The sequence below is a fragment of the Patiriisocius sp. Uisw_047 genome (assembly GCF_047730165.1).
In the GTDB taxonomy this organism is placed as follows: Bacteria; Bacteroidota; Bacteroidia; order Flavobacteriales; family Flavobacteriaceae; genus Patiriisocius.
In genome coordinates this window covers 1,861,655-1,884,156 of record NZ_CP159834.1, presented here as the reverse complement: position 1 = coordinate 1,884,156, position 22,502 = coordinate 1,861,655, and the positions used below count along the sequence as shown (strand labels likewise).

General features: G+C 35.4%; 19 protein-coding genes and 1 tRNA gene. 14 read left to right on the top strand and 6 right to left on the bottom strand.

The window, feature by feature from the left end:
* Positions 1–96: 96 nt before the first annotated feature.
* Both ABXT71_RS08300 and ABXT71_RS08295 read left to right on the top strand, forming a co-directional pair.
* Positions 97–1,707, top strand: coding sequence for an FMN-binding glutamate synthase family protein (locus ABXT71_RS08300; RefSeq protein WP_415370862.1), 1,611 nt, complete (start codon positions 97–99; stop codon positions 1,705–1,707).
* Between the two features lie 379 nt (positions 1,708–2,086).
* Positions 2,087–2,602 carry a hypothetical protein gene (locus tag ABXT71_RS08295; protein ID WP_415370861.1) on the top strand — a complete coding sequence of 172 codons (516 nt, stop codon included), beginning with the start codon at positions 2,087–2,089 and terminating at the stop codon, positions 2,600–2,602.
* Here ABXT71_RS08295 and ABXT71_RS08290 read toward each other — a convergent pair.
* From ABXT71_RS08290 to ABXT71_RS08270, 5 genes are all read right to left on the bottom strand, one after another.
* Positions 2,599–3,513 (bottom strand): patatin-like phospholipase family protein, encoded by a 915-nt coding sequence (locus ABXT71_RS08290; RefSeq protein WP_415370860.1) that lies wholly within the window; start codon positions 3,511–3,513, stop codon positions 2,599–2,601. The genes ABXT71_RS08295 and ABXT71_RS08290 overlap by 4 nt on opposite strands.
* Positions 3,510–5,585 carry a M1 family metallopeptidase gene (locus ABXT71_RS08285; RefSeq protein ID WP_415370859.1) on the bottom strand — a complete coding sequence of 692 codons (2,076 nt, stop codon included), beginning with the start codon at positions 5,583–5,585 and terminating at the stop codon, positions 3,510–3,512. Before ABXT71_RS08285 ends, ABXT71_RS08290 begins: the two co-directional genes overlap by 4 nt.
* Positions 5,586–5,727: 142 nt before the next feature.
* A tRNA-His gene (locus ABXT71_RS08280) sits at positions 5,728–5,803 on the bottom strand.
* Between the two features lie 157 nt (positions 5,804–5,960).
* The gene (gene bshB1 / locus ABXT71_RS08275; RefSeq protein ID WP_415370858.1) at positions 5,961–6,677 is read right to left on the bottom strand and encodes a bacillithiol biosynthesis deacetylase BshB1; all 717 of its coding nucleotides are present in this window, start codon (positions 6,675–6,677) and stop codon (positions 5,961–5,963) included.
* A 48-nt stretch (positions 6,678–6,725) separates the two neighbouring features.
* A complete protein-coding gene (locus ABXT71_RS08270; protein ID WP_415370857.1) occupies positions 6,726–7,874 on the bottom strand; it encodes a trans-sulfuration enzyme family protein in 1,149 nt (382 codons plus the stop codon).
* A 74-nt stretch (positions 7,875–7,948) separates the two neighbouring features.
* Between ABXT71_RS08270 and hutI the strand changes: the two genes are divergently transcribed.
* From hutI to ABXT71_RS08250, 4 genes are all read left to right on the top strand, one after another.
* A complete protein-coding gene (hutI, locus tag ABXT71_RS08265) occupies positions 7,949–9,187 on the top strand; it encodes an imidazolonepropionase (protein ID WP_415370856.1) in 1,239 nt (412 codons plus the stop codon).
* Positions 9,184–10,188, top strand: coding sequence for a formimidoylglutamase (locus tag ABXT71_RS08260; protein WP_415370855.1), 1,005 nt, complete (start codon positions 9,184–9,186; stop codon positions 10,186–10,188). Before hutI ends, ABXT71_RS08260 begins: the two co-directional genes overlap by 4 nt.
* A gap of 69 nt (positions 10,189–10,257) precedes the next feature.
* Positions 10,258–10,716 carry a GNAT family N-acetyltransferase gene (locus ABXT71_RS08255; protein WP_415370854.1) on the top strand — a complete coding sequence of 153 codons (459 nt, stop codon included), beginning with the start codon at positions 10,258–10,260 and terminating at the stop codon, positions 10,714–10,716.
* Between the two features lie 158 nt (positions 10,717–10,874).
* The gene (locus tag ABXT71_RS08250) at positions 10,875–11,012 is read left to right on the top strand and encodes a hypothetical protein (RefSeq protein WP_415370853.1); all 138 of its coding nucleotides are present in this window, start codon (positions 10,875–10,877) and stop codon (positions 11,010–11,012) included.
* A gap of 109 nt (positions 11,013–11,121) precedes the next feature.
* Here the strand turns inward: ABXT71_RS08250 and ABXT71_RS08245 are convergent, their stop codons facing one another.
* Entirely contained in the window at positions 11,122–11,511 is a 390-nt protein-coding gene (locus ABXT71_RS08245) for a hypothetical protein (protein WP_415370852.1), read from the bottom strand.
* 94 nt (positions 11,512–11,605) lie between these two features.
* Between ABXT71_RS08245 and xerA the strand changes: the two genes are divergently transcribed.
* From xerA to ABXT71_RS08205, 8 genes are all read left to right on the top strand, one after another.
* Complete coding sequence (xerA, locus tag ABXT71_RS08240; protein WP_415373086.1) at positions 11,606–12,736, top strand: site-specific tyrosine recombinase/integron integrase; 1,131 nt, start codon at positions 11,606–11,608, stop codon at positions 12,734–12,736.
* Between the two features lie 503 nt (positions 12,737–13,239).
* The gene (locus ABXT71_RS08235) at positions 13,240–14,355 is read left to right on the top strand and encodes a helix-turn-helix domain-containing protein (protein ID WP_415370851.1); all 1,116 of its coding nucleotides are present in this window, start codon (positions 13,240–13,242) and stop codon (positions 14,353–14,355) included.
* 94 nt (positions 14,356–14,449) lie between these two features.
* Complete coding sequence (locus ABXT71_RS08230; protein WP_415370850.1) at positions 14,450–16,825, top strand: TonB-dependent receptor; 2,376 nt, start codon at positions 14,450–14,452, stop codon at positions 16,823–16,825.
* A 61-nt stretch (positions 16,826–16,886) separates the two neighbouring features.
* Positions 16,887–17,792, top strand: a complete 906-nt coding sequence (locus tag ABXT71_RS08225) for an alpha/beta hydrolase family esterase (protein ID WP_415370849.1) — start codon at positions 16,887–16,889, stop codon at positions 17,790–17,792.
* 159 nt (positions 17,793–17,951) lie between these two features.
* Positions 17,952–18,872 carry a DUF2711 family protein gene (locus ABXT71_RS08220; RefSeq protein WP_415370848.1) on the top strand — a complete coding sequence of 307 codons (921 nt, stop codon included), beginning with the start codon at positions 17,952–17,954 and terminating at the stop codon, positions 18,870–18,872.
* 78 nt (positions 18,873–18,950) lie between these two features.
* Positions 18,951–19,475 carry a hypothetical protein gene (locus ABXT71_RS08215; protein ID WP_415370847.1) on the top strand — a complete coding sequence of 175 codons (525 nt, stop codon included), beginning with the start codon at positions 18,951–18,953 and terminating at the stop codon, positions 19,473–19,475.
* A gap of 11 nt (positions 19,476–19,486) precedes the next feature.
* The gene (locus ABXT71_RS08210; RefSeq protein ID WP_415370846.1) at positions 19,487–20,593 is read left to right on the top strand and encodes a cytochrome-c peroxidase; all 1,107 of its coding nucleotides are present in this window, start codon (positions 19,487–19,489) and stop codon (positions 20,591–20,593) included.
* A 785-nt stretch (positions 20,594–21,378) separates the two neighbouring features.
* Positions 21,379–22,332, top strand: a complete 954-nt coding sequence (locus ABXT71_RS08205; RefSeq protein WP_415370845.1) for a toxin-antitoxin system YwqK family antitoxin — start codon at positions 21,379–21,381, stop codon at positions 22,330–22,332.
* Positions 22,333–22,502 lie beyond the last annotated feature (170 nt).

Genomic DNA, 22,502 nt, shown 5'->3' with positions numbered 1-22,502 from the left:
ATTTTTACGGCGTCCAGATTCATAGCTACATTTTCTCGTTTAACCTTTAACAATTGACAATTGACACAAGATTAAATTATAGCCCAAAAACTATTTATGGAACAAGTTTTAAATTTTTTAACATCAGTACCGTGGTGGGCCTGGATTATAGTGGCGCTAGCAATTGTTGCCATCTATGATGTTTTACAACACAAACACACGATTACGCACAACTACCCTGTGGTAGGGCACATTAGGTATATGCTGGAGAGCATTGGGCCTGAGATTAGGCAGTACTTAGTGGCGAACAATCGTGAAGAGCTCCCTTTTAATCGTATTGAGCGAGGTTGGATTTATGCTTCGGCTAAGAACGAAAATAATTACGAAGGATTTGGTACTGATAGAGATATCTACGAACCTAATTACATTTTTGTAAAAAATGCAATGATGCCTTTTAAATTAGCAGACAAACACCCTAACATTAAAGACCCTTACTTTTTGGCTTGTGCAAAAGTGATGGGAGAAGGAAGACGGAGAAGACCTTTTCGTCCTGCTTCTGTGATTAATGTGTCTGCGATGAGTTTTGGGTCCCTTTCGGCTCGCGCTATTGCATCACTTAATATAGGATGTAAATTATCGCACGCGTACCATAACACTGGTGAAGGCGGGCTTTCTCCTTATCATAAGCAAGGTGGCGATGTGGTATTTCATTTTGGGACAGGGTATTTTGGTGTTCGTGATGACGACGGTAATTTTTCTATGGAAATGATAAAAAAGTTAACGATAGACAACCCACGAGTTAGAGCCGTAGAAGTGAAATTATCACAAGGTGCAAAACCCGGAAAAGGAGGTGTACTCCCTGGTAAGAAAATAACAAAAGAAATTGCTGAAATTAGAAATGTAGCAGTAGGAAAAGATGTACTCTCTCCTCCTACACATTCTGCTTTTAGTGGCGTGGATGGTTTGATTGAATTTGTAGAAAACATTGCAGAAAACACGGGACTTCCTGTTGGGATTAAAGCAGCTATAGGAAAACTGGAAGATTGGGAAGCGCTCGCATCCATAATGGCAGCCACTGGCAAAGGTCCAGATTTTATTACTATTGATGGCGGTGAAGGTGGTACTGGAGCCGCTCCACCTAGCTTTGCAGATCACGTGGCATTGCCTTGGATTTATGCGTTTTCTGCCATTTATAAAATATTTCAGAAACACAAATTAACAGACCGTGTCGTATTTATTGGAAGCGGAAAATTAGGTTTTCCAGCCAAAGCAGTAATGGCCTTTGCCATGGGTGTAGATTGCATTAACGTGGCGCGTGAAGCGATGATGTCTATAGGCTGTATTCAAGCAAAACTATGTCACACTAATGAATGCCCAAGCGGAGTAGCCACTCAAAGCCAATGGAAACAACGTGGGATTGATGTAGATACAAAATCAATACGCGCGCATTATTATTTTAAGAATTTTAGAAAAGAATTGCTAGAGATGACCCACGCAGCGGGTTATGAACATCCTTCACAATTTACTATGGATGATGTAGAAATGGCGACAGGAGATAAAGATATGATTAATGATTTATCTGAAATTTTTAAATATGAAAAAGAAGTGGTGCCTTTTACAGATGTAAATACACTACAAAGTTGTCCCCATCTGGGTGGTGAGTACAATTATAAGGAGGAGAAGAAAGTTGTTAAAGCAGCGAAAAAAAATGAAGAGGTGCGGTATTAAAAAATATCGATAGAAATGCACTCATTATTTGATATATAAATTAAATAAGAATAGTAATCATAATGCGGTGTCTTATGATATAATAGCGATAAATTTATGGTAAAAACACTATTAAAATAGACCCTATTATTGTTCGCGCTCGTCATTACTGAATGGTTTGCAACGCTATTTGCACCAAAAATATAAAGTACTATTTTAAGGAAAGAGCTGGCACTTAAGAAAAAAAGTAACAAACGTATTTGGTGTTCAGAATTCTTAAAAATGGTTCAAAAGCCTTTCAACTATTTTATTTTTTAAGTAAAATTATCTTCCCAAGGGTATTCACTTTGCAAACAATAAAAAGAACTGTAAGTTTGTTGTACCCCTAAACCTATAAATTATGGATGCCCTTTTACCTTATTTTGCCTCATTACTTTCTGCGATTATCGTAGGTGTAATTGCCTATGTCTTTTTTAAAACACATACAGATAATGAAGAAGGCAGACGTCGATTTTTGATTCATAAAGAGGCTCAGGGTAAAGTGTTACCTTTGCGACTGCAGGCTTTTGAGCGCGTGACTTTGCTTCTTGAACGTGTTGATCCTAATAGTCTTTTAATACGCATAAAACCCACCTCTAATGATCTACAGCGATATGAATCGCAACTTATAAGTAGTGTTGAAAAAGAATATGAGCATAACTTGACCCAGCAAATATATCTCTCTGCAGAATCCTGGAGTGTAGTAAAAACCTCAAAAAACGCAACAATTCAAGCAATACGCCAGGCTGCTATGAATGAGAAGGTAGATACCGCAGATAAGCTGCGTGAGACTTTATTAAATCATTTTATGGGCGAGGCTACACCGTCACAAAAGGCATTACTCTATATTAAGAAAGAAATAGGAGAATTGTTTTAATCGTCTTCTGCGCGTATCTCGCTGAGATCAGCATTTTTATGACGCGCATAGTTGATCCCAGATTGCCACCAATTAGTCATCATTGCTTTGTCAAAAACTAACGAATTTGTCGTCAACACCGTGGGCGTGTAATATAAATTGATAATCACGTTTTTATTACTCGCCACAAACTTACCAATGCGGATGTTCTGCTTCTCCACTCGGTCAAACATAAACCCGTGTAAAGAAGTTAATAGTGAAAACACATTTGTAGAAGGCAAACTATTATAGTGAGTCACATCTGTTTCTAAAATCACGACATCTACAATAGTAGCACCACGATTAATGGCCTCTTCTATAGGAACCATACTCCCAAACCCGCCATCTGCATACTCACAACTGTTTTTTACAACAAGGCTCATAAACGGAACATAATTGCAAGAAATCCAGATCCAGTCTATAAAATCTTTATATTCAAAATCATTAATAGACTTATATTCAACTTGATTTATTGATAAGTTAGATACTGTCACTACCACTTCTTTATGGCTTAATTTTAAAGCTTCAAATTCTACTTTTGTAAAAGACTTCGCTATTAATTTTCTTAGATTAAAACTTTCTCCAAAGGTTTTCTTTCCTTTTAACAAGTTGCGACCTACAGTCCAGTGATCTATTTTAATCTCTTTGTGGCCATATTTCGTTTTGACAACCTTAAACGGTTGGCTACTAAAAATACTCTTCTGGTTTACGGAAGTAAAAATTTCTTTAATCTTCTCGACCTTACCCAATGCTAAGTGCGAGATAAGCAAACTCCCCGTAGAAGTCCCTACAAATAAATCATAGTCATAGTGCAACTCTTCCATCAAGTATTGCGCTACGCCTCCTGCAAAAGCTCCTTTACTACCACCACCAGATATTACTAATGCTCTCATTTTTTTTCTTCTGAAATTATAAAACTAATTCTGGTAAGGTAGTCCTTATCTGTTTGTGATAATTTTGGGTAAATAGTTAGTAAGATGTTACGAAAAGAACTTACCTCTAATTGTGCATCTAGTAGCTCACGCGCTCCGTTCCTAAAACGCCAATAATGATGCGTACAGGCATTTATTAAATGAAGCACCGCCTGCTCATTCCAAAGACCGAGCTGGTTGATATAGCCAAAAGCTATTTCTCTTATTTCAAAACTGTGTCTACTTGAAGCATAATCAAAAAGCTCCTGCTTTAATCCTTCTCTTTCTTGCTTCTCATTAGAACCAGTTGCCAAAGAAAAAGCGAGATATAACTGCCGTATATTTTTATTCTGAAACCCCGTTACATCTTTTATTTTTGTCAGATATTTTGGTGTAGACTCAGGAAAATTTGTCGCAAGATGAATCAATGCAGCTTCTTTGGTCGCATAAGAGTCATCGGCTAATAAGGTCTCATAATCTGCTTTAAATGAATCTGGTATTCTGTCTAGCTGCGAAGCGATTGCTTGTCGCACAAACAAGTTATTACTCGCCATCCCTTTTCTATAAAGAAACGCTACGGCATCCCAAGGTTCATTTTGCAATTGTATAATCGCTTCTTGCCCTATAAAATCATTAGGGAATGTAAGCACTCGGTTCAACTCATTTTTCTTTTCAAGAATAGGCAACCCTCGCAATTTCATAATATCAAGCAATTGGGTGATAAAAGAAGATTTAAGCAAAGACTCATATACCGCGTTAGATTGAAAAGCCGTCTGCAGTAACCAGTCTTTTTCCCACGCTGAAATATCAATAGTCGAGGCTGCTTTAATTTCATTCAAAAAATCTACTGTCGTCACATTTCTGAAGGAATGCTTTTCAAGGTAGCTTTTAATTGCGGTATCAAATGCCTCATCCCCTATCGTCTCATTTAGTATATGCAAGGCCCAAGCGCCTTTTTGGTAAAACGTAAGGGAAGATGCTTTTGGGTTTAGCAATGACTGCCCTTTGCCCTCGTTACTGAGTGCCATCAACTGTTCTGCAGATTGATAGAGTTTCCAGTAATAATACTCTTCGCCAAAAATGGCTCGCTCTGCCTGCAATGCATAGTATGTCGCAAAGCCCTCGTGTAGCCAATGGTGTTTACTTTCTGTCTCGGTCACTAGGTTTCCAAACCATTGATGTGCGAGTTCGTGGGCATTCACATTGACATAATTTTTGTCATTGAAGCCTATATCATCTACGAGAAATGCCTCAGAAAAAAGAGTGCATCCTGTATTTTCCATGCCGGCATATAAGAAATCTCGAACAGGTACTTGCTTATAATTTTGCCAAGGATAGGGCACAGCTATTTTGGCTTCTAGAAAATCAAAAATATCTTTTGAGTAGCGATAGGTCGCTTCTACTTTTGAAGAATCGCTAGTGCGATAATACAACTCAATGGGAAGACCGCTATCAGATTTCAATTCTTTCTTTTTGAATTCACCCATAGCAAAGGCAACTAAGTAGCTGGACATTGGTTTTTTCATCTCAAAATGAACTGCCAGTGAATCCCTCAAATTGTCGTCTTCAATTACCTTTCCATTTGATATAACGGTTTGACCCAATGGTACGCTAAAAGCAAGATCAAACTCAATCTTATCATTCATATCATCTATGCTCGGCAACCAATGAGAAGTGTACTTCCCTTGTCCTTGTGTCCAGATTTGGTCTTCTACAAAGTAAAGCGCCTGTTTAGGAGTGGCTTGATACTTAAAATCTGCTTGATAGATTTGCCCTACTGTAAAACCTCCATCACGCGTCATCCATATCTTATCTGCCGTGGCTCTTGTTTTGACGCCTTTATTATTTAGATCTTCACTTAGCGTCATATGCACCGCATTTAGATAAATAGAATCTGTAGTTTTTAGGATTTTGAATGCCGTGTGAAAAGTTCCTTTTACTGACTTTGACTCCATATTAGGTGCTATAGAAGCACGTATATTTAAAAAGTCTACTTGATCTGTTTGCTGAGCATAGCTTAGTGTCGTAAAAAGAAGAAGAAATATGTATCTCATGAAAGGGGTTTACATCTTGTGTTTAAAGATACTCAAAGATAGTGCCTAGTGATTTAGTTGAAAATAAAAAGTGCACGAGGGTACTCCTTTTTACAAAATTCTTTAAATAGAAAAAGTCCTCCTTTTCAGGAAGACTTTTAATGGGTGGAAGACCGGGTTCGAACCGGCGACCTCTGGTACCACAAACCAGCGCTCTAACCAACTGAGCTACAACCACCATGTAGCGCTCTTTTTACGGAGTTAGCAATATCACTCAAGTTTTAAAAAACCTAAGCGGGTGCAAATATAAAACAATTGCATTCTTTGAACAATACAAAGTTTGAAAAAATTTTACACTAAATGCAATTTAGAATAATTGATGAAAATTATTTGGGGCTACTTTAAATCAAAAATAGAATCAACGGCTGGATAACGCTCTACCGTGTAGCCTTCTGCAGCTTCAGTACCAATAATTCTTCCAAGATTTCTATTACGATACTCCATACTATCACTTGCGTTTTTTGATGAGATAGGTGTCAATGGCTCTTTGCTATTTTCATCAAAAAACTGACTCTTATAGGCAAAGATTGATTTTAACTTGATGTCCATATACCCGGTAACGTCCACAACTACATCTGGTTCAATATCTTTCCATTGTATATAATGATACACCAGTTTAGGCCGCCACTCTTGTTGATGATTCCCTTCGTGAATGGTTTCAATTTTACGCAAGCCACTTAAAAAACAAGCATCACTAGCGAGCTTACTCCCTTTTGAGTGATCTATATGACGATCATCTATTGCATTACATAAAACAATCTCTGGTTTGTATTTACGGATCACTTTGATAATCTCTAATTGAGAAGCGTGATTATTCACAAAAAAACCATCTGCAAATGCTAAGTTTTGACGCATATGAACGCCTAAAATTTCGGCAGCATTTTTTGATTCTTGATCTCTTATTTCTGCAGAACCTCGTGTTCCTAGCTCTCCTCTAGTTAGATCTAGGATTCCCACTTTCTTACCATTAGCTATTTCTTTTGCTATGGTACCTCCACAGCTCATTTCTACATCGTCTGGATGTGCGCCTATGGCTAGTATGTCTAGTTTCATATTTTTAAGTTTCTTGTTCTTGCTACTATTCAAATTCAAATTCACTATTTACAGACTAGCAAATGCCTGTTCTAAATCTGCGATGATGTCCTCTTTTTCTTCGATTCCTGAAGAGAATCTAAGAAGACCATCGCTTATGCCTTGTTTTTTGCGTTCTTCTGGGCCTAATAAAAAGTGTGACGTTTCTGCGGGAGATAAAATAGTCGATTCTACACCTGCCAGACTCAATGAATATTTAACTAGGTGTAATGCACGCATGAATGCGATGGAATCGAGGCCTTCTTTAAGTTCAAAAGATAACATACCGCCAAACCCCTTCATCTGTTTTTTTGCTATCGCGTAGTCAGGGTGCGACTTGAGCCCTGGATAATACACTTTTGCCACTTGCTCATGTTTTTCTAACCATTTTGCAATTTTCTTGGCATTTTTACTTTGGCGTTTTACACGCAGCGCCATTGTTTTCATACTTCGCTCTAATAACCACACGGTATAGTCACTTAAATGACCTCCTAAGTTTATTGAAGTTGACCAAATCTGATCCATATGCACTTGCGAACCAGAAATCGTCCCCGCACTTATATCGCTATGTCCGCCCATATATTTGGTCGCGCTATGCATCACAATGTCGATGCCAAAATCTGTTGGATTTTGATTGATCGGGCTGGCAAAGGTATTATCAATCATGGTGATGCAATCGTGTTCTTTGGCAAGATGCGCAATCATCTCGAGATCGGTAATTTTCATCAAAGGATTACTAGGTGTTTCTAGATAGATGAGCTTTGTGTTTGCTTTTATTTCACTTCGGAAATGTTCTTTTGAAAACCCTTGAGTAAAGCTAAACTCGATGCCATATTTAGGAAACTCCTTTACAATAAAATTATAGGCCCCTCCATACATCGTTTCTGGAAATACCACGTGATCTCCTTGTTGCAGCAAACCTAGCAATGCGTGGCTAATAGCTGCCATCCCGCTTCCAAAAATCATTGCAGCCTCGCAGTTTTCTAAGGCCGCGACTTTCTTAGCAAGTGCCTCTTGATTAGGCGAATTAAAACAACGTGGATACCTTTTTGTATCCATCCCATCATATGAATATGACGTTGCCATAAACAATGGAGATATAGCGCCTTTAAACTGTGTGTCTTCTACTTCACCTACGTGCGCGCAAATTGTATTAATGCCTAAATTTAATCTTTTCATATGCTATTTTTTTCCTCTATAAAGATACTGCTTTAGACAATTATTGACCGTGCCTTTTTTTATATCTTTACGAGATGAAGTTATTACTCCTTAACATAAAAGAATTACTCCAGGTGCGAGAGAATCCACCATCAAAAGTCGCTGGTAAGGATATGGCAACGCTGCCTACCCTTAAAAACGCTTGGCTTCTAGTACAAGAAGGCAAAATAAAGAATTATGGCTCTATGGATGCGCTTCCTGCTATAGAAGGTTTTAAAACGATAGACTGTAAGGGAAAAATAGTGCTACCTGCTTGGTGTGATAGTCATACGCACCTTGTGTACGCTGGCAATAGAGAGCAAGAATTTGTAGATAGAATAAAAGGCCATAGCTACCAAGAGATTGCCGCAAATGGTGGCGGAATCCTCAACAGCGCTAAAAAACTACAAGAAACTACAGAAGAGGCCCTTTACAATCAATCTGCAAAAAGACTGGAAGAAGTAATGCGTCTGGGTACAGGAGCGATCGAAATAAAGAGCGGTTACGGTCTCACTACAGCGGCAGAAATGAAAATGCTACGTGTCGCAAAAAAACTAGCGACCAACTACCCTATTGCTGTAAAAACCACATTTCTGGGAGCGCACGCTGTTCCTGCTGAGTACAAGGATAATAAAGAGGGGTATATGGATCTTGTCTGTGGCGAAATGCTCGAGAAAATTTCTGAAGCAAACCTAGCAGACTTTGTAGACATCTTTTGCGAGGACGGCTATTTTACGGTAGCAGATACAGAGCGATTATTGGAAGCAGCAAAAAAGCACGGACTCCTCCCTAAAATACATGTGAATCAATTTAATGCTATAGGTGGTGTTGCTGCTGGTGTAAAATACAATGCCTTGAGTGTAGATCATCTGGAGGTTTTGACAGCTGCAGATATTGACGCTCTTACAGGTAGTGAAACGATGCCTGTGGCATTACCCTCCTGTTCCTATTTTTTGAGTATACCTTATACACCAGGGCGTGATTTAATTGAGGCTGGACTTCCGTTAGCGCTAGCGACAGATTATAATCCAGGGTCTACTCCTAGCGGAAATATGAATTTTGTAGTTGCCACGGCTTGTATAAAAATGAAGCTCACTCCAGAAGAGGCTATCAATGCTGCCACGATTAATGGTGCATATGCGATGGGACTTAGCGAAACACATGGTACTATCACAAAAGGGAAAGTGGCCAACTTGATCATCACAAAACCCATCCCAAGCTATGGGTTTTTGCCCTACGCTTTTGGTAGTAACTGTATAGAATCTGTTATTATTAAAGGAAAACTAATTTCATGACGCACTTAATTAGATACACAAGAGAAGACTTGCTTGCTCACACAAATAAGAGAGATGGTGAGGTAAAAGCTGGCGAAGTTATTCCTGTGCTTTCTCAAGAAGTCGAATTAAAAGACAGCGCGTCTCTATATGTGATTATTGGAATCCCAGAAGACATAGGCGTCAAAGCAAATCACGGAAAAGCGGGTACTTCTTTAGCTTGGAACGCTTTTTTAAACAGCTATTGCAACATACAACATACAGAAAAGAGCAGGCTTAAAAATGCCTTAGTTTTTGGGGAGATTGATTGTCGTCTTGAGATGGAAGAAGCATCACTGTTAGAAATCACAACAGACGGAGCTGCTGAGAAACTGGGAGCACTCGTGGAGCGCATTGACCATAAAGTGGTAGAAGTTATACAGACTATTGTGACTGCCGGAAAAACACCTATCATTATAGGAGGGGGTCATAACAATGCCTTCGGAAATATTAAAGGAACATCACAAGCCCTAAACAAGCCCATTTCTGTCATAAACTTTGACGCCCACAGCGATTTTAGACCTTTAGAACATAGACACAGCGGGAATGGTTTTAGCTATGCAAAAGAGGATGGATTTTTAGACAAGTATTACATTTTTGGTTTGCATAGGAACTACACCTCTCAAGAAATAATTGACCGAATAGAAAAATCTCAAGGCACTATAAAGATAGCTTGGTTTGAACATATGATGTTATCGCGAGGCTCTAGTATTATGCAAGCGACCATAGAAGCTGATAACTTTATTTGTGATGATCATTTTGGGCTTGAGATAGATCTCGATGCGATTGCAAATATGGGCAGTAGCGCCATGAATCCTGTGGGATTTTCTGTAGCAGATGCGCGTTCGTTTACTAAACATTTCAGTAGCAATAAAAACTGCGCGTATGTACATATCTGTGAAGGTGCTCCTGCATTTGAGTTATTCCCTAATCAAGTTGGGAAAGTGATTTCTTATTTAGTGAGTGATGTGATTTCTGGGTAAAAAAAGTACTGGGATGGCTTTAGGGTCTCTCAAGCATCTGGTAACATCAAAATTAATTATAGTACGCACATGAAAATAGTCCCTTTTGATACAAAATTTGCTCAAGCATTTTATGACTTAAACATAGCATGGTTAGAGACCTATTTTTATGTAGAGCCTTATGACAAAGAGGTTTTGAGTAATCCAGATCGTTATATTATTTCACCTGGCGGACATATCTTTTCATTTGTTGACGATGAACAAGTGCTAGGCACTGTAGCCCTTTTAAAAAGAGGCGAAGGTATTTTTGAGCTTACAAAAATGGCTGTGCTCTCCTCACAAAGAGGAAATAAGATAGGACAAAAATTAATGAATTATTGCCTAGAATTTGCTGATGAAAACAACTTTAAAGAATTGTATCTCTACTCCAATACACTTTTAGAAAATGCAATTTACATCTATAAAAAAGTAGGGTTTATTGAAGTTCCTATTCCGGCTGATAATCCTTACAAACGGAGTAACATAAAGATGGTTTACAGCCATCTGTAATAAGCATTAATAGGTGATATTGTCTAGGTATTGGCTGTACGTCTTTTTGCAACATAAAGCATACATCAATAAACCTTTAACGCTACTGTAACAGTACTGAAAATGAATTAGAGTACGTGTATTCTAACCGATAATGAAGCTTTAATATCAGAAAAAATATGAAAAAGATACTCATCCTATGCTTTATAGCCAACTTAGCACTCGGCTGTAATGACGCTAAGAATAAAGAGCAGACTGCTGAAACGGTAGGCAGTGAAGAAGTGCAGAAAATAGATGAGAATATCACGAATTTTTAGATCAACCCAATTTCTCGCGCAACGATGGTGCTACTTTGGGACGGTAACGTAATGTATGTAGATCCGGTAAGTGGCGCAGAGGTTTTTGAAGACTCATAAATTTATTACATTACATTTTGGGCTTATGCATATATTCTTGCCAGCGCACTAAAACATACTTTTCATTGGTATGTTCTTTTATTTTCAGAAAACCATACTCATACACAAACAGGTACACTTCTCCTTTTTGATTTTTCCAGAAATGCGTGAAAAAATTGGCATTAAAACCTAATTCATTTATTAGTTCTGCCCGGACGGTTACTTTACCTCCTTTATTGAACTCTTTAAGAATCTTACGGTTCAATTTTAATTGATTATCTACGATATTATAAAATCGTTCTGGTTGTTCTTTAGCCAGTTGGTACTGGTACGCGCTTTTACAGTGCAGATTGCAGTATTTTTTATCTGATCTACCGAATAATTCTTCATCACAATGCTTGCAGTGTTTTTGTATTCTCATTTCAAAAGAAATTAAGTGAATGCCTATTCGAACATTATTCGATTAAGATACAATTAAATCATTTATATCTTCTAATTTGGCAAAAAAGATACTTATGGATACTGGCAGGAGTGTGACTTTAAAACATCTTTTAATTAAAGAAGAGCGTTTTATAGGGCTACAATTTAATACGGATAAGGTAATTCATGCGCTGGTTAAACAGTTACCAGATGTAAAATGGAGTACCCGTTTTAGTATGGCCTATATTTTAAATACTAAAGAACATCTTGATTTAATATTCAAAACATTTAATGGTGTTGTTTGGGTTAATTGCAATTATTTCTTTGACAATAGTCATGTAAAAGAAACTAATGGCCCTATAGATATTACGTGGTTAAGAAAAAGGGAACTTCCGGCAACGTATCGCGTGTGTCCTACTAGTTATTTAGACAAATTAGAACTTAGAAAATATGCCAATAATACGGTGAAAACATATGTTTCTTCGTTTGAAACTTTTATTAATTATTACCATACTAAAGATTTAGTTTCTATTGACGAAAATGATGTTAGACAGTATTTATTAAAGCTGGTTCAAGAAGACAAATCCAATTCTTATATAAACTCTGCTATTAATAGCATCAAGTTTTATTACGAATCTGTGTTAGGGATGCCTAATAGGTTTTACAAAATAGAAAGGCCTAGGAAAGAAAAAAAATTACCTAAAGTACTTTCTAAAGAAGATGTTCTGAATATTATTGCCCACACTAATAACTTAAAACACAAATGTGTTGTAAGCCTTTTATATTCTTCTGGAATACGCAGAAATGAATTAATAAATTTAAAAATCACTGATATTGATAGTAAACGAATGTTAATACGCGTTGAGGCAGCAAAAGGGAATAAAGATCGCTATACCCTGTTATCACATTCTTTATTAGAAGATTTGCGGGACTATTATAAACAGTGGAAACCCGAAAAGTATATTGTAGAGGGATTATATGGCAAGCAATACTCTGGGCAAAGTATTGGTAAAATAGTTGTCAATGCGGCAATAAAAGCGGGTATTAAGGTTCCGGTAACGCCTCATATGCTTCGGCATAGTTTTGCCACGCATTTATTAGAAGCTGGTGTAGACTTGAGACAAATTCAGGTTTTATTGGGTCATAGTTCTAGCAAAACAACTGAAATATACACACACGTTGCCACGACCACGTTCAAGGAAATAAAGAATCCGCTCGATTCTTAAAAAAAATTATATAAAAGATATATATAACATATGTTATATATATCCTATATTGGGTCTATATAGAACATAATGTTCTATATACTATTGTTGTAAGCAAGAACTCAAAAAAATATTGTGTGCAAAAATGCATATAATTCGCAGCGGACAGAAATACAGATCTGATTCCAAAGGCCATTCCCCTTTAAACAAATATAACGCGGACATTCACTCAGACGCAACCAATCTCTATGGAGGGAAACCTTCTTACTCGCGTGGGAGTTCCTACTTACAACAAGGTGTAAAAACAATAAGCACGTCAGCGAATTTCTGCGAAATTCAAAGCAGATTTGCTATCTTTCAGTCCTAAGTAGAAAATTCCTGCGGAATTTACCGCTTACTATTTTTACACCAATCCGTTGTAACACATACAAAACATCCCGTTATTAAACAAGGTGCCAAAAACAATATTGAAAAAAATTTGACGTTGAATTGTTTGAAAAACCTGATTGTCTCACAAAAATAAAATGGATTTATACTTATCTCTTATACGAATAGGTGCTTCGTTAATGCTAACTTTTGTAGCCTTTTCTCAAAGTTACAGAATTAATAAAAATGCAAACAGCTACTTAGCTATGCTTTTTGGTGTTTTAGCTATCCTTTTTATTTCCACAGATGTTGGAGAATATATTTCAGAAAAATGGATTTGGTTATATGCAATTAATATATTAGAAAACACCATAATCCTAATTCCTTCATTCCTTTATATAGCAGTATATCATTTTGTACATGCGCCTGCCAATTTCTTAAAAAAGCATTATTTACTATTTCTACCTTTTCTTTTTATAGCTATCTTTAGGACGTTTTCAATTTGGGCAGAAACTTATTCTTTAGCGTTAGAAAATTTTATTGATACTTTAGATTTTATATTTCTTGTTGGCTTATATATATATTCTCTAATTGTATTTTATTGGGTCGTAAAAATGCTTATCAATCATCATAAAAATGTTTTAAATTTTCACGCAAATACTCAAGGTGTAGATTTGAACTGGTTGTATAAGTTAATGTTTGTTTTTCCAATACTTTTTATTGCTCAAGTTGTCTTCAATTTTAGCTCAAATCAATATTACTTAATCAATTTTTCAGATATCGCTATATTTCTTATATTATTTTTTTGTGGTTTCCATATCGTACAGCAAAGAGAAATATTCGACCTAACAATGCAAGGCAAAGTTTTGGCAGAAAAAGAAATTCCTGAACAAATTTACGCTAAAAAAGAAGTGCTGATTGATGAACATTTAATGCTTGAAATAGCCAATAATTTAGAAAAGGTAATGAAAGAGGATAAGCCATATTTAAACAAAAATCTTTCTCTAAATCTATTAGCAGATAAATTAAATAGTAGAACACACATAGTATCATATGTTATAAATTCACATTATGATATAAATTTTTACAACTACATCAATAATTTTAGATTTGACTATTGTAAAGCCCTTTTAAAAAACCCCAAAAAGCAACATTTAAGCATTGAAGGTATCGCACTTGAAGGCGGTTTTGGTTCTAAAAGCACCTTTAATACACTCTTTAAAAAGCAATCTGGAATGACACCTACACAATATAAAAATACTAATAATCAGTAAGTTGTAATTTTTTAAGAAATCTTAGTTGTTCAACTTTATCCAGTTGAACACTAATAAATAACATTGTGCGTTTTTTTGCCAAACAATAAAACTTATGATGTTCAGATTTTTTTTAAATGCTTTATTCCTTACGTTACCAATGGCGCTTTTAGCGCAACAAACCGTTAGAGGAACCATTACCGACAAAGATTCAAAACAAACCGTTCCTTTTGCTACTATTGTTGTAAAAAACAGCAATCCAATATTAGGTGTAATTTCTGATGAAAATGGAAAGTTTACATTAAGTGACGTCCCAATTGGTAAACAAACACTTATCGTTTCGTTTGTAGGTTATGAAACTTTTACGTTGCCCAATATTAATGTAACCGCAGGAAAAGAAGTGGTCTTAGAAATTAATTTAGTAGAAAATTTTGCAGCGCTAGATGAAGTTCTGATTGTAGCCGAAAAACGCAAAGAAATAACCGTCAACGAGTTTGTTACCGTTAGCGCACGCACCTTAAACCCAGAACAAGCTAATCTATATGCTGCATCTATAGGCGACCCAGCAAGGCAAGTTCAAAATTTTGCAGGCGTTACAGGAGGTGGTGACGATTTAAACAATGAAATTGTAATTAGAGGTAACTCGCCTAATACCTTATTATGGAGATTAGAAGGCGTAGAAGTGCCAAATCCAAATCATTTCACCCGGTTAACTGGAGGCTCTGTAAGTATGTTAAGTGCTAACGTGTTAGCTAAAACTGATTTTTTTACTTCTGCTTTTCCTGCCGAATATGGTAATGGTATTGCTGGGGTTTTTGATTTACGCTTTCGTAAAGGTAATAATCAAAAAAGAGAAACTACAATTGATGCTGGTGTGCTAGGTCTAGGGTTTTCAACTGAAGGGTATTTTAGTAAAAAAAGCAAAGCCTCTTACCTTGTTAATTACAGGTATTCTACTTTAGGTATTTTAGAAAAATTAGGCTTAAACTTAACAGATGGTTTTAACCCTACTTTTCAAGATTTAAATTATAACATAAATCTGCCTACTACAAAATTTGGAACCTTTAATCTCTATGGATTATTGGGCAAAAACAAATCAAATTCTAGTGAAACGGAGGATGAAGATATAGACGGAAACCCGAGTACTGACAATTTTACAAATAAAACAGAAAGTGATGAAAGCACTTTTATTACGGGTTTAGGACACCGGGTTTTTATAAAAGACCAAACCTATTTAAAAACAAATATCACGTATTCGTCAAATGATGCAAAGAAAAACGATGTATTCCAAAACACTGGTGTTGTTGGCCCTTTAGAATCGGAATCATTTGATTCAAAAAGTGAAGCCTTTCGTTTATCCTCTTTTATAAACCATAAATTTAATTCTAAACACACCTTACGAAGTGGGTTTACGCTAAGCCATCTCAAAGAGAAAAACACTTTAAGTTTTACAGACAAAAATGATGACGGTACGCTTTCAACGTCAAAAGATGAAATAAATGGAACAGCGAATGTATTTCAGAGTTATGTGCAATGGAAATATAGAATGACAGAAAACTTTACCTTAAATTCAGGGCTTCATTTTTTACACTTTGGCAAAACCAACAGCAGTGCCATTGAGCCAAGATTAGGTCTTAATTACAAGCTAAATAATGTCCATTCACTTAGTTTTGGCGCAGGTTTACATAGTAGAGCTGAGCAATTACCTCTCTATCTCACAAAAGACGCTACTAACACAAATTTTCTGAACACCAATTTAAAATTATCTAAAGCGTTGCATTATGTAGTAGGTTACAACTGGCGCATAAATAAAAACACGCTTTTTAAGGCAGAAGCCTACTATCAACATTTATTTGACATCCCTGTTGATAATAGCGGAGAAACTGGTTATAACGCAATAAATGCACAATCATTTGATATTTTTGAAATTACAGAAACACCTTTAACTAATGATGGTAAAGGACGTAATTACGGAATAGAATTTACCTTAGAACGTTTTTTAAATAAGGGCTTTTATTATTTATCTACACTATCATTATACGATTCTAAATACAAAGTGGGCAACGGCAACTATTTAAACACGAGATTTAATGGAAATTATGTATTTAATTTGTTGAGCGGAAAAGATTTTGCAGTTGGCACAAAAGGCAATAAAACCTTTGGCATAAACGCTAAATTTGTATTAGCTGGCGGCCAACGTTTTACAGGAATTGATGAAGCGGCTTCTATAGCTGGCCAAACCGAAGTTTTCTCAACCACACCTTTTACAGAAAAAGTAAAAGCTTACTATCGTTTTGATTTGGGCATTAATTACCAATGGAATAAAACAAAAACCACACACAATTTAAGTCTCAATATCCAAAATCTAACAAGTAGAATAAATACAACTGAGCTAGACTACTTCTTTGACGAAGTAACCAACAGAATAGTAACCATCAAAAGCGAACAAAATGGGTTGATTCCAGTTTTAAAGTATAGCATTAATTTTTAAACACATATTTTGCCGCAACGAATCATACACCAAACGTTATAACATAAAAAAAGGACATAAAATGAAAAAAATAATTATCATAGCTTTTTGTATTACCTTAATTCAAAGCTGTAACAAAGACGACAAGATAACAGATATCGTAGATACAACAGGTATTTTAAATTTAACAGGTGGAACAAATGAAATGACGATTAATCAAACAATTGACGGAAATTCTGTTCCAAGATTAGTGTATATAAAAACACCCCAAAATTTAAATAGTTCGTTATCTTACCCAATTGTATTCTTTTTTCACGGAGCAGGAGGTTCTGGACAAGATTTCTTGTACAATAACAACATAATTGAACTAATAAATTCTGAAGAATTTATTGGAGTTTTTCCCAATGGACATTCAAATAATGGAAGTAATGGCGGGTTTTGGAATTTAGGCTCTGAACCTACTAATGCTGATGATGTAGAATTTGTAGATTTAATTATCGACCAATTAGTAACCTCTCCATTAATAGACACATCCAAAGCGTACGCCATAGGCTTTTCAAATGGTTCGGGGATGGTAAACCTGTTAGGGAAATCTACAAGTCATTTCAATGCTATAGCTCCTCTTTTTAGCCAACAAATCTTAAGTACAGGAGATCTAACACCTACTAAAGCAATGTCTGTTTTTCAGGTTAACGGAGAAGTTGATGGCATAATTCCCTTAAATGGAGGGGTAAGTTCTGTTGGAACATTTATGTCAGCGCAGAATAGTGCTCTTAATTGGGCTAATCATTTCAACTGCAATTCAACTGCAATTCAAGAAGATCTTAATTGGGGAAATACCGTTTTAAATTCATTCACATTCTCTAATTGTGATGATAATCATGAAATAAAATATCTGATAGCATTAAATACTGGTCATGGCTTTACCGACGAACAAACAGAGAGTGTTGCTTATAATCAAATATGGGAATTTTTTAAGCAATATTAAGAAGTTAAAATACGTGTTACAACACCGTATATAATTTATTGCTAGTTTTAGCCTACTTACGAAAGTCCTCGCGGATTTTATATTCGGTTTTTATTTACTAAATTAATCGCTTGAAAACGCAACAAACCATATACAAGACCGTTGCCACCAATTTTAAAAATGAGCGAAATAGAAAATAAGAACCTATATCCAGACGAAGAAACACCTGTGTTGAAACATTACTCTGAATTTGATAGGGTTTACATAGGACTTCTGCCATTTTTCAAACTTGACAAAGAACATTGTGAATCAAATAGCTCGAAAAAAGTAATCTCAATCGAAGAAGCTCGAAAAAAGGATAAGCTTTTTGAGAAAATTGGAAATCACTCAAATGTGACAATATATTCACCCAATGAATGCTATCCATCAGATGAAGAAATATCTCAAAACGGAAAGAAAGTAACTTGGAAAGAAGTAATTCAAAACACAAAACTGAATGACAATAAAGAGCTTAATAAAGCCTTAATGACTTCAATTGGAGCTTTTAAAAAGAAATTACAACGCGAAGACTTATTGGAGATTTTAAATCAATTTTCGGACAAGAACAATATTTGGCATCCGTCAGAAGGTGCGTTTGACTTTTTTACTAAATCGTCAATTTTTGAAATTCTAATATCAAATGGAATTTATGAAGTAGATGTAGAAGACGAATTTTATGAAAACAAAAAAACAATTGACCTGAATGGCTTAACACCAAATGATTTCAGCGAGAAAATTGACATTAAGGATTATTACATTTATGATAATAACAAATCAATACTCTTTGCTATCAGTTGGGACTATTTCTTTTTTTTTATAGCAATAAATGAAAAAGTGTTTTCAAAAGAATCGATTGAAACCAAATTTGAAGGATTTTGGGCAGACGAAAAGAGCAGTCATTTATGGACTTGGGAAGAAGGAGAAATTGAACAACTACTTAACACTGAAAATGAAGAAAAACTGGTGGCAACAACGTATAAAAATAATGGCGGAGTATCTGCCAAAACGAATAACAGTAATAAAAACAAACTTTGGTCTAAGCTGAAAGGTATGTGGACTTAAAGCCGCCACTATTCTTATACAAGACCGTTACCACACATTTGACAAACAATAAAACAAAATCAACAACGTTTTCATCACATGAATAAGCAAAAATTTCTGATAATTATAATTTTCTTTAGCCTGATATATAATACATATGGACAAGACAGAAATTGGCAAATAGGGCTAAAGGGAGATTTTATTCCTGCAGGTAGTGAACTAAACAATAGTTACTCAACCTTAGTTGGTGTCGAAGCAAACTATTTTTTTAAAAATAAGGATAAACTAAGATATTACGGAACTACTGGCTTTTCAACCGATGTAGATGGATCGGGTTCTTCTATAACATTGATAGACTTAGGGGTGGGTGTTTATTACAACCTCTTCAATATAAAAGATAGACCTTTTTATACAACTCTAAATGTAGGTGGACTTTATGCTCACGAAAAATTTTCAACGCAATTAATAGAAGGAACTATTCAATCTACTTTCAACGAATTTGGTTATACAGCCAATTTAGGTGTTGGATATTATATTTTTAAAAATATTAATGTACAACTTAATGTTAACCAATTAAATAACCTAGGAACAACACTTGGGTTAAGTATATATTACAACTTCTAATAATATTTGAAATGAAATTAATCTTTAAGAACATATATCCAATTTATTTTTTACTCTTATTACTATTTTCCGTGTCCTGCTCGACTGATGAGGGAGTTTATGTACCGATTGATGAAAGAATAGGTGCTTTACCCGAATTTGTAATAGACCCTGTTGATAATCCAACTACCTCTGAAAAAGTTGAATTAGGGAGGAAATTGTTTTGGGACCCTGTATTATCAGGAAACTTTGATGTAGCTTGTGCAACTTGTCATCATCCTGATAAAGGTTGGGGGGATAATTTAGCAAGAAGTATAGGTGTTGGTGGAAGTGGTTTAGGAGAAGTAAGAACAGGAGGAGCAATTGTTGATAGAAATGCAAATACAATAATAAATTCTGCGTTTAACGGAATAGATGTAAATGGAAACTATGACCCAAGCAACACCGCTATGTTTTGGGACAACAGAGTGAGTTCTTTGGAGGAACAATCTTTAGAACCCATCAAATCAATGCCTGAAATGCGAGGTAACGCATATTCCGAGGAAAATGCTATTGCAATTGTTTCGCAGAGGTTAGCAAATATTCCTGAATACGTAACTATGTTTAATGATGCTTTTGGTTCACCTAATGCGATAGATGGAGATAAAATTAGCAAAGCCATTGCGGCCTATGAGCGAACAATTATTGCAAATAACAGTAGGTTTGACCAATATGCCAGAGGAGATGTAAACGCTTTAACTAGTTTTGAAATAAGAGGTCTTAATAGTTTTCTTGAAATGAATTGCACTGCTTGTCACGGAGGTCCTATGTTTTCGGACTACGAATTACACGATTTAGGAATAGAAGATGATGGTATTAATGACAATGGTGTTAACGGTAAATTTAGAACACCAACCTTAAGAAACTTATCAGTCACAGGACCTTACTTTCATAATGGAACTTTCTCAACATTAGAAGAAGCAGTTAATTTTTATAATAATTTTGAACAAAACGACGAAGATGCTCAAAGACTCAATTTTGACGAAAATGAAGTTGATGCAATAGTTGCATTTTTAAGAACACTTAATGATGAAAATTTTGACAAGACTGTTCCTGATGGAGTGCCTAGTGGTTTATCGGTTGGTGGAGATATCAATTAATAAAAACGTGTGGTAACATTGTATAAAAAACATAGGGCGTTTGTGCTAAACCGAAAGGTCTGTGAATTTTAACAAAGTCCGCTAAATATAAAATTTGGCGTTTATAGTAGAAAAGATAAAAGCAAAATATTTATATTTAGCTCAGTAATAAACCGAAACGAAAGTGCTTATCACCTGCCCTACGATTTCTTATACTTAACGTTAGCACACAGTTTACCAAGCCTAAAATTGCAGAAATCCAATCGGATTTTTTTTCGGTTTTTAGGAGAAAAAGAAAAACTTAACTAGAACTGAAAATCATTGCGCCGGATTTTACTCTGACGGATAAAAACGACGGAATGGATTCGGGTTTTTTTTATTGTTAAAATGTAAGACTGAACCTCTCTACTTCTCAACCGATTTTAATCTGATCGAATACCAGAGGAGAAACGTACTACGGAATACCGTAACGGACTTTAAATGGTTATGACTATATTGGATACTTAATAAAAAGTACGAGCCAGAAAGCGTGTCAATCTGACTTAAAAAATAAAGAACGTGTGCTAACAAGGTGTATAAGCTATGGCTTGTCCTACCCTACTTGAAAAATCCTTCGGATTTTCCAATGAAAAGTACCCTTTTGATATTGGTCTGTGACTGAACACGCCACAGCCCATACACTAAACGTTGGCAAACATTTGAGATGAACCAAGAAATAATCGAAATATTAACCAAACTAAAAAAACTGTCTTCTTCAAAAGTTGACCACATATTGTTTTTATAGAAAATATAATTAACCAAAAATTATGAGAAAATTAATCTTCCTTATCCTCTCTATAGCTTTAAGCACAGGTATTTCAGCCCAAACTTTTACACCAAAGTGTGAAGAAACAGTTAAAGGAGCTATAACTTATTACAAAAGTCAAAGGCAAGGAGTGACAGATAAAGGTTCTATTCGTATAAAGTACACTCAAGGTAGTCTTGACCTAATATCAGAATTTAACTTTATTGGACTCAAAGTGGGAACTGCAAAATTAGCTACAACTGAAGATGGAGAAGCTCCAGCATTAATAAATCAAATGTACGATAATGAAGGAGATCTTAATGGACTTCATTGTGTGAATTTTCCAGATTGGAAAAGTTTTGTATTTATTGTTGAGCCAGTGGTACAGGAATCTTGTAAAGGTGAATATCAAATGGGGAAATTAACAGACGGTCCGGTGAGTAATTGGGAAATATACGTTAATAACAAAGAATTTGATCTTGATCTTGAAGAATTTACATTTAGCACAATGTATGTTTCGAATCTTGAAGATAAGGGTAATGAAATTGGAAAATTGGAAAATGGAGAACGAACTGGGGAATGGAAATATTATTATGAAAATGGGCAGTTAGAGTCTATTCTTAAATATGAGAATGGATTTCTTAAGGGTGAAATGAAATATTATTATGAAAATGGGCAGTTATCTCTAATAGGAAAATGGGAAAATGGTCAACCTATTGGTGAATGGAAATCCTATCACGAAAATGGGCAGTTATATAATATTGGAAAAAATGAAAATGGAAAAAAAACTGGGGAATGGAAATTCTATCACGAAAATGGGCAGTTACATAATATTGGAAAATATGAAAATGGAAAAAAAACTGGGGAATGGAAATTCTATCACAAAAATGGGCAGTTACATAATATTGGAAAATATGAAAATGGAGAACGAACTGGGGAATGGAAATATTATGATGAAAATGGAAACTTTATATAGAACTGAAAAGTTTTAATATAGTAAAACGATTTGCCAACAATGTATATAAAAAATAGCTTTTTCAGCGCTAAATCTAAAGTATGAGCAAATCAATAAAAAATAGTAATAAACTGAAAAATAGTACATTTTAAGCCACTACTTTTCATATACAAACCGTTGGCAACCATTGC

Coding starts and splice junctions, on each gene's coding strand:
- ABXT71_RS08230 (WP_415370850.1), top strand. CDS start 14,450: ATGATGTTCAGATTTTTTTTAAATGCTTTATTCCTTACGTTACCAATG.
- ABXT71_RS08225 (WP_415370849.1), top strand. CDS start 16,887: ATGAAAAAAATAATTATCATAGCTTTTTGTATTACCTTAATTCAAAGC.
- xerA (WP_415373086.1), top strand. CDS start 11,606: ATGGATACTGGCAGGAGTGTGACTTTAAAACATCTTTTAATTAAAGAA.
- ABXT71_RS08295 (WP_415370861.1), top strand. CDS start 2,087: ATGGATGCCCTTTTACCTTATTTTGCCTCATTACTTTCTGCGATTATC.
- ABXT71_RS08250 (WP_415370853.1), top strand. CDS start 10,875: ATGAAAAAGATACTCATCCTATGCTTTATAGCCAACTTAGCACTCGGC.
- ABXT71_RS08260 (WP_415370855.1), top strand. CDS start 9,184: ATGACGCACTTAATTAGATACACAAGAGAAGACTTGCTTGCTCACACA.
- ABXT71_RS08220 (WP_415370848.1), top strand. CDS start 17,952: ATGAGCGAAATAGAAAATAAGAACCTATATCCAGACGAAGAAACACCT.
- ABXT71_RS08210 (WP_415370846.1), top strand. CDS start 19,487: ATGAAATTAATCTTTAAGAACATATATCCAATTTATTTTTTACTCTTA.
- ABXT71_RS08235 (WP_415370851.1), top strand. CDS start 13,240: ATGGATTTATACTTATCTCTTATACGAATAGGTGCTTCGTTAATGCTA.
- ABXT71_RS08290 (WP_415370860.1), bottom strand. CDS start 3,513: ATGAGAGCATTAGTAATATCTGGTGGTGGTAGTAAAGGAGCTTTTGCA.
- ABXT71_RS08215 (WP_415370847.1), top strand. CDS start 18,951: ATGAATAAGCAAAAATTTCTGATAATTATAATTTTCTTTAGCCTGATA.
- ABXT71_RS08255 (WP_415370854.1), top strand. CDS start 10,258: ATGAAAATAGTCCCTTTTGATACAAAATTTGCTCAAGCATTTTATGAC.
- ABXT71_RS08205 (WP_415370845.1), top strand. CDS start 21,379: ATGAGAAAATTAATCTTCCTTATCCTCTCTATAGCTTTAAGCACAGGT.
- ABXT71_RS08300 (WP_415370862.1), top strand. CDS start 97: ATGGAACAAGTTTTAAATTTTTTAACATCAGTACCGTGGTGGGCCTGG.
- bshB1 (WP_415370858.1), bottom strand. CDS start 6,677: ATGAAACTAGACATACTAGCCATAGGCGCACATCCAGACGATGTAGAA.
- ABXT71_RS08285 (WP_415370859.1), bottom strand. CDS start 5,585: ATGAGATACATATTTCTTCTTCTTTTTACGACACTAAGCTATGCTCAG.
- ABXT71_RS08270 (WP_415370857.1), bottom strand. CDS start 7,874: ATGAAAAGATTAAATTTAGGCATTAATACAATTTGCGCGCACGTAGGT.
- hutI (WP_415370856.1), top strand. CDS start 7,949: ATGAAGTTATTACTCCTTAACATAAAAGAATTACTCCAGGTGCGAGAG.
- ABXT71_RS08245 (WP_415370852.1), bottom strand. CDS start 11,511: ATGAGAATACAAAAACACTGCAAGCATTGTGATGAAGAATTATTCGGT.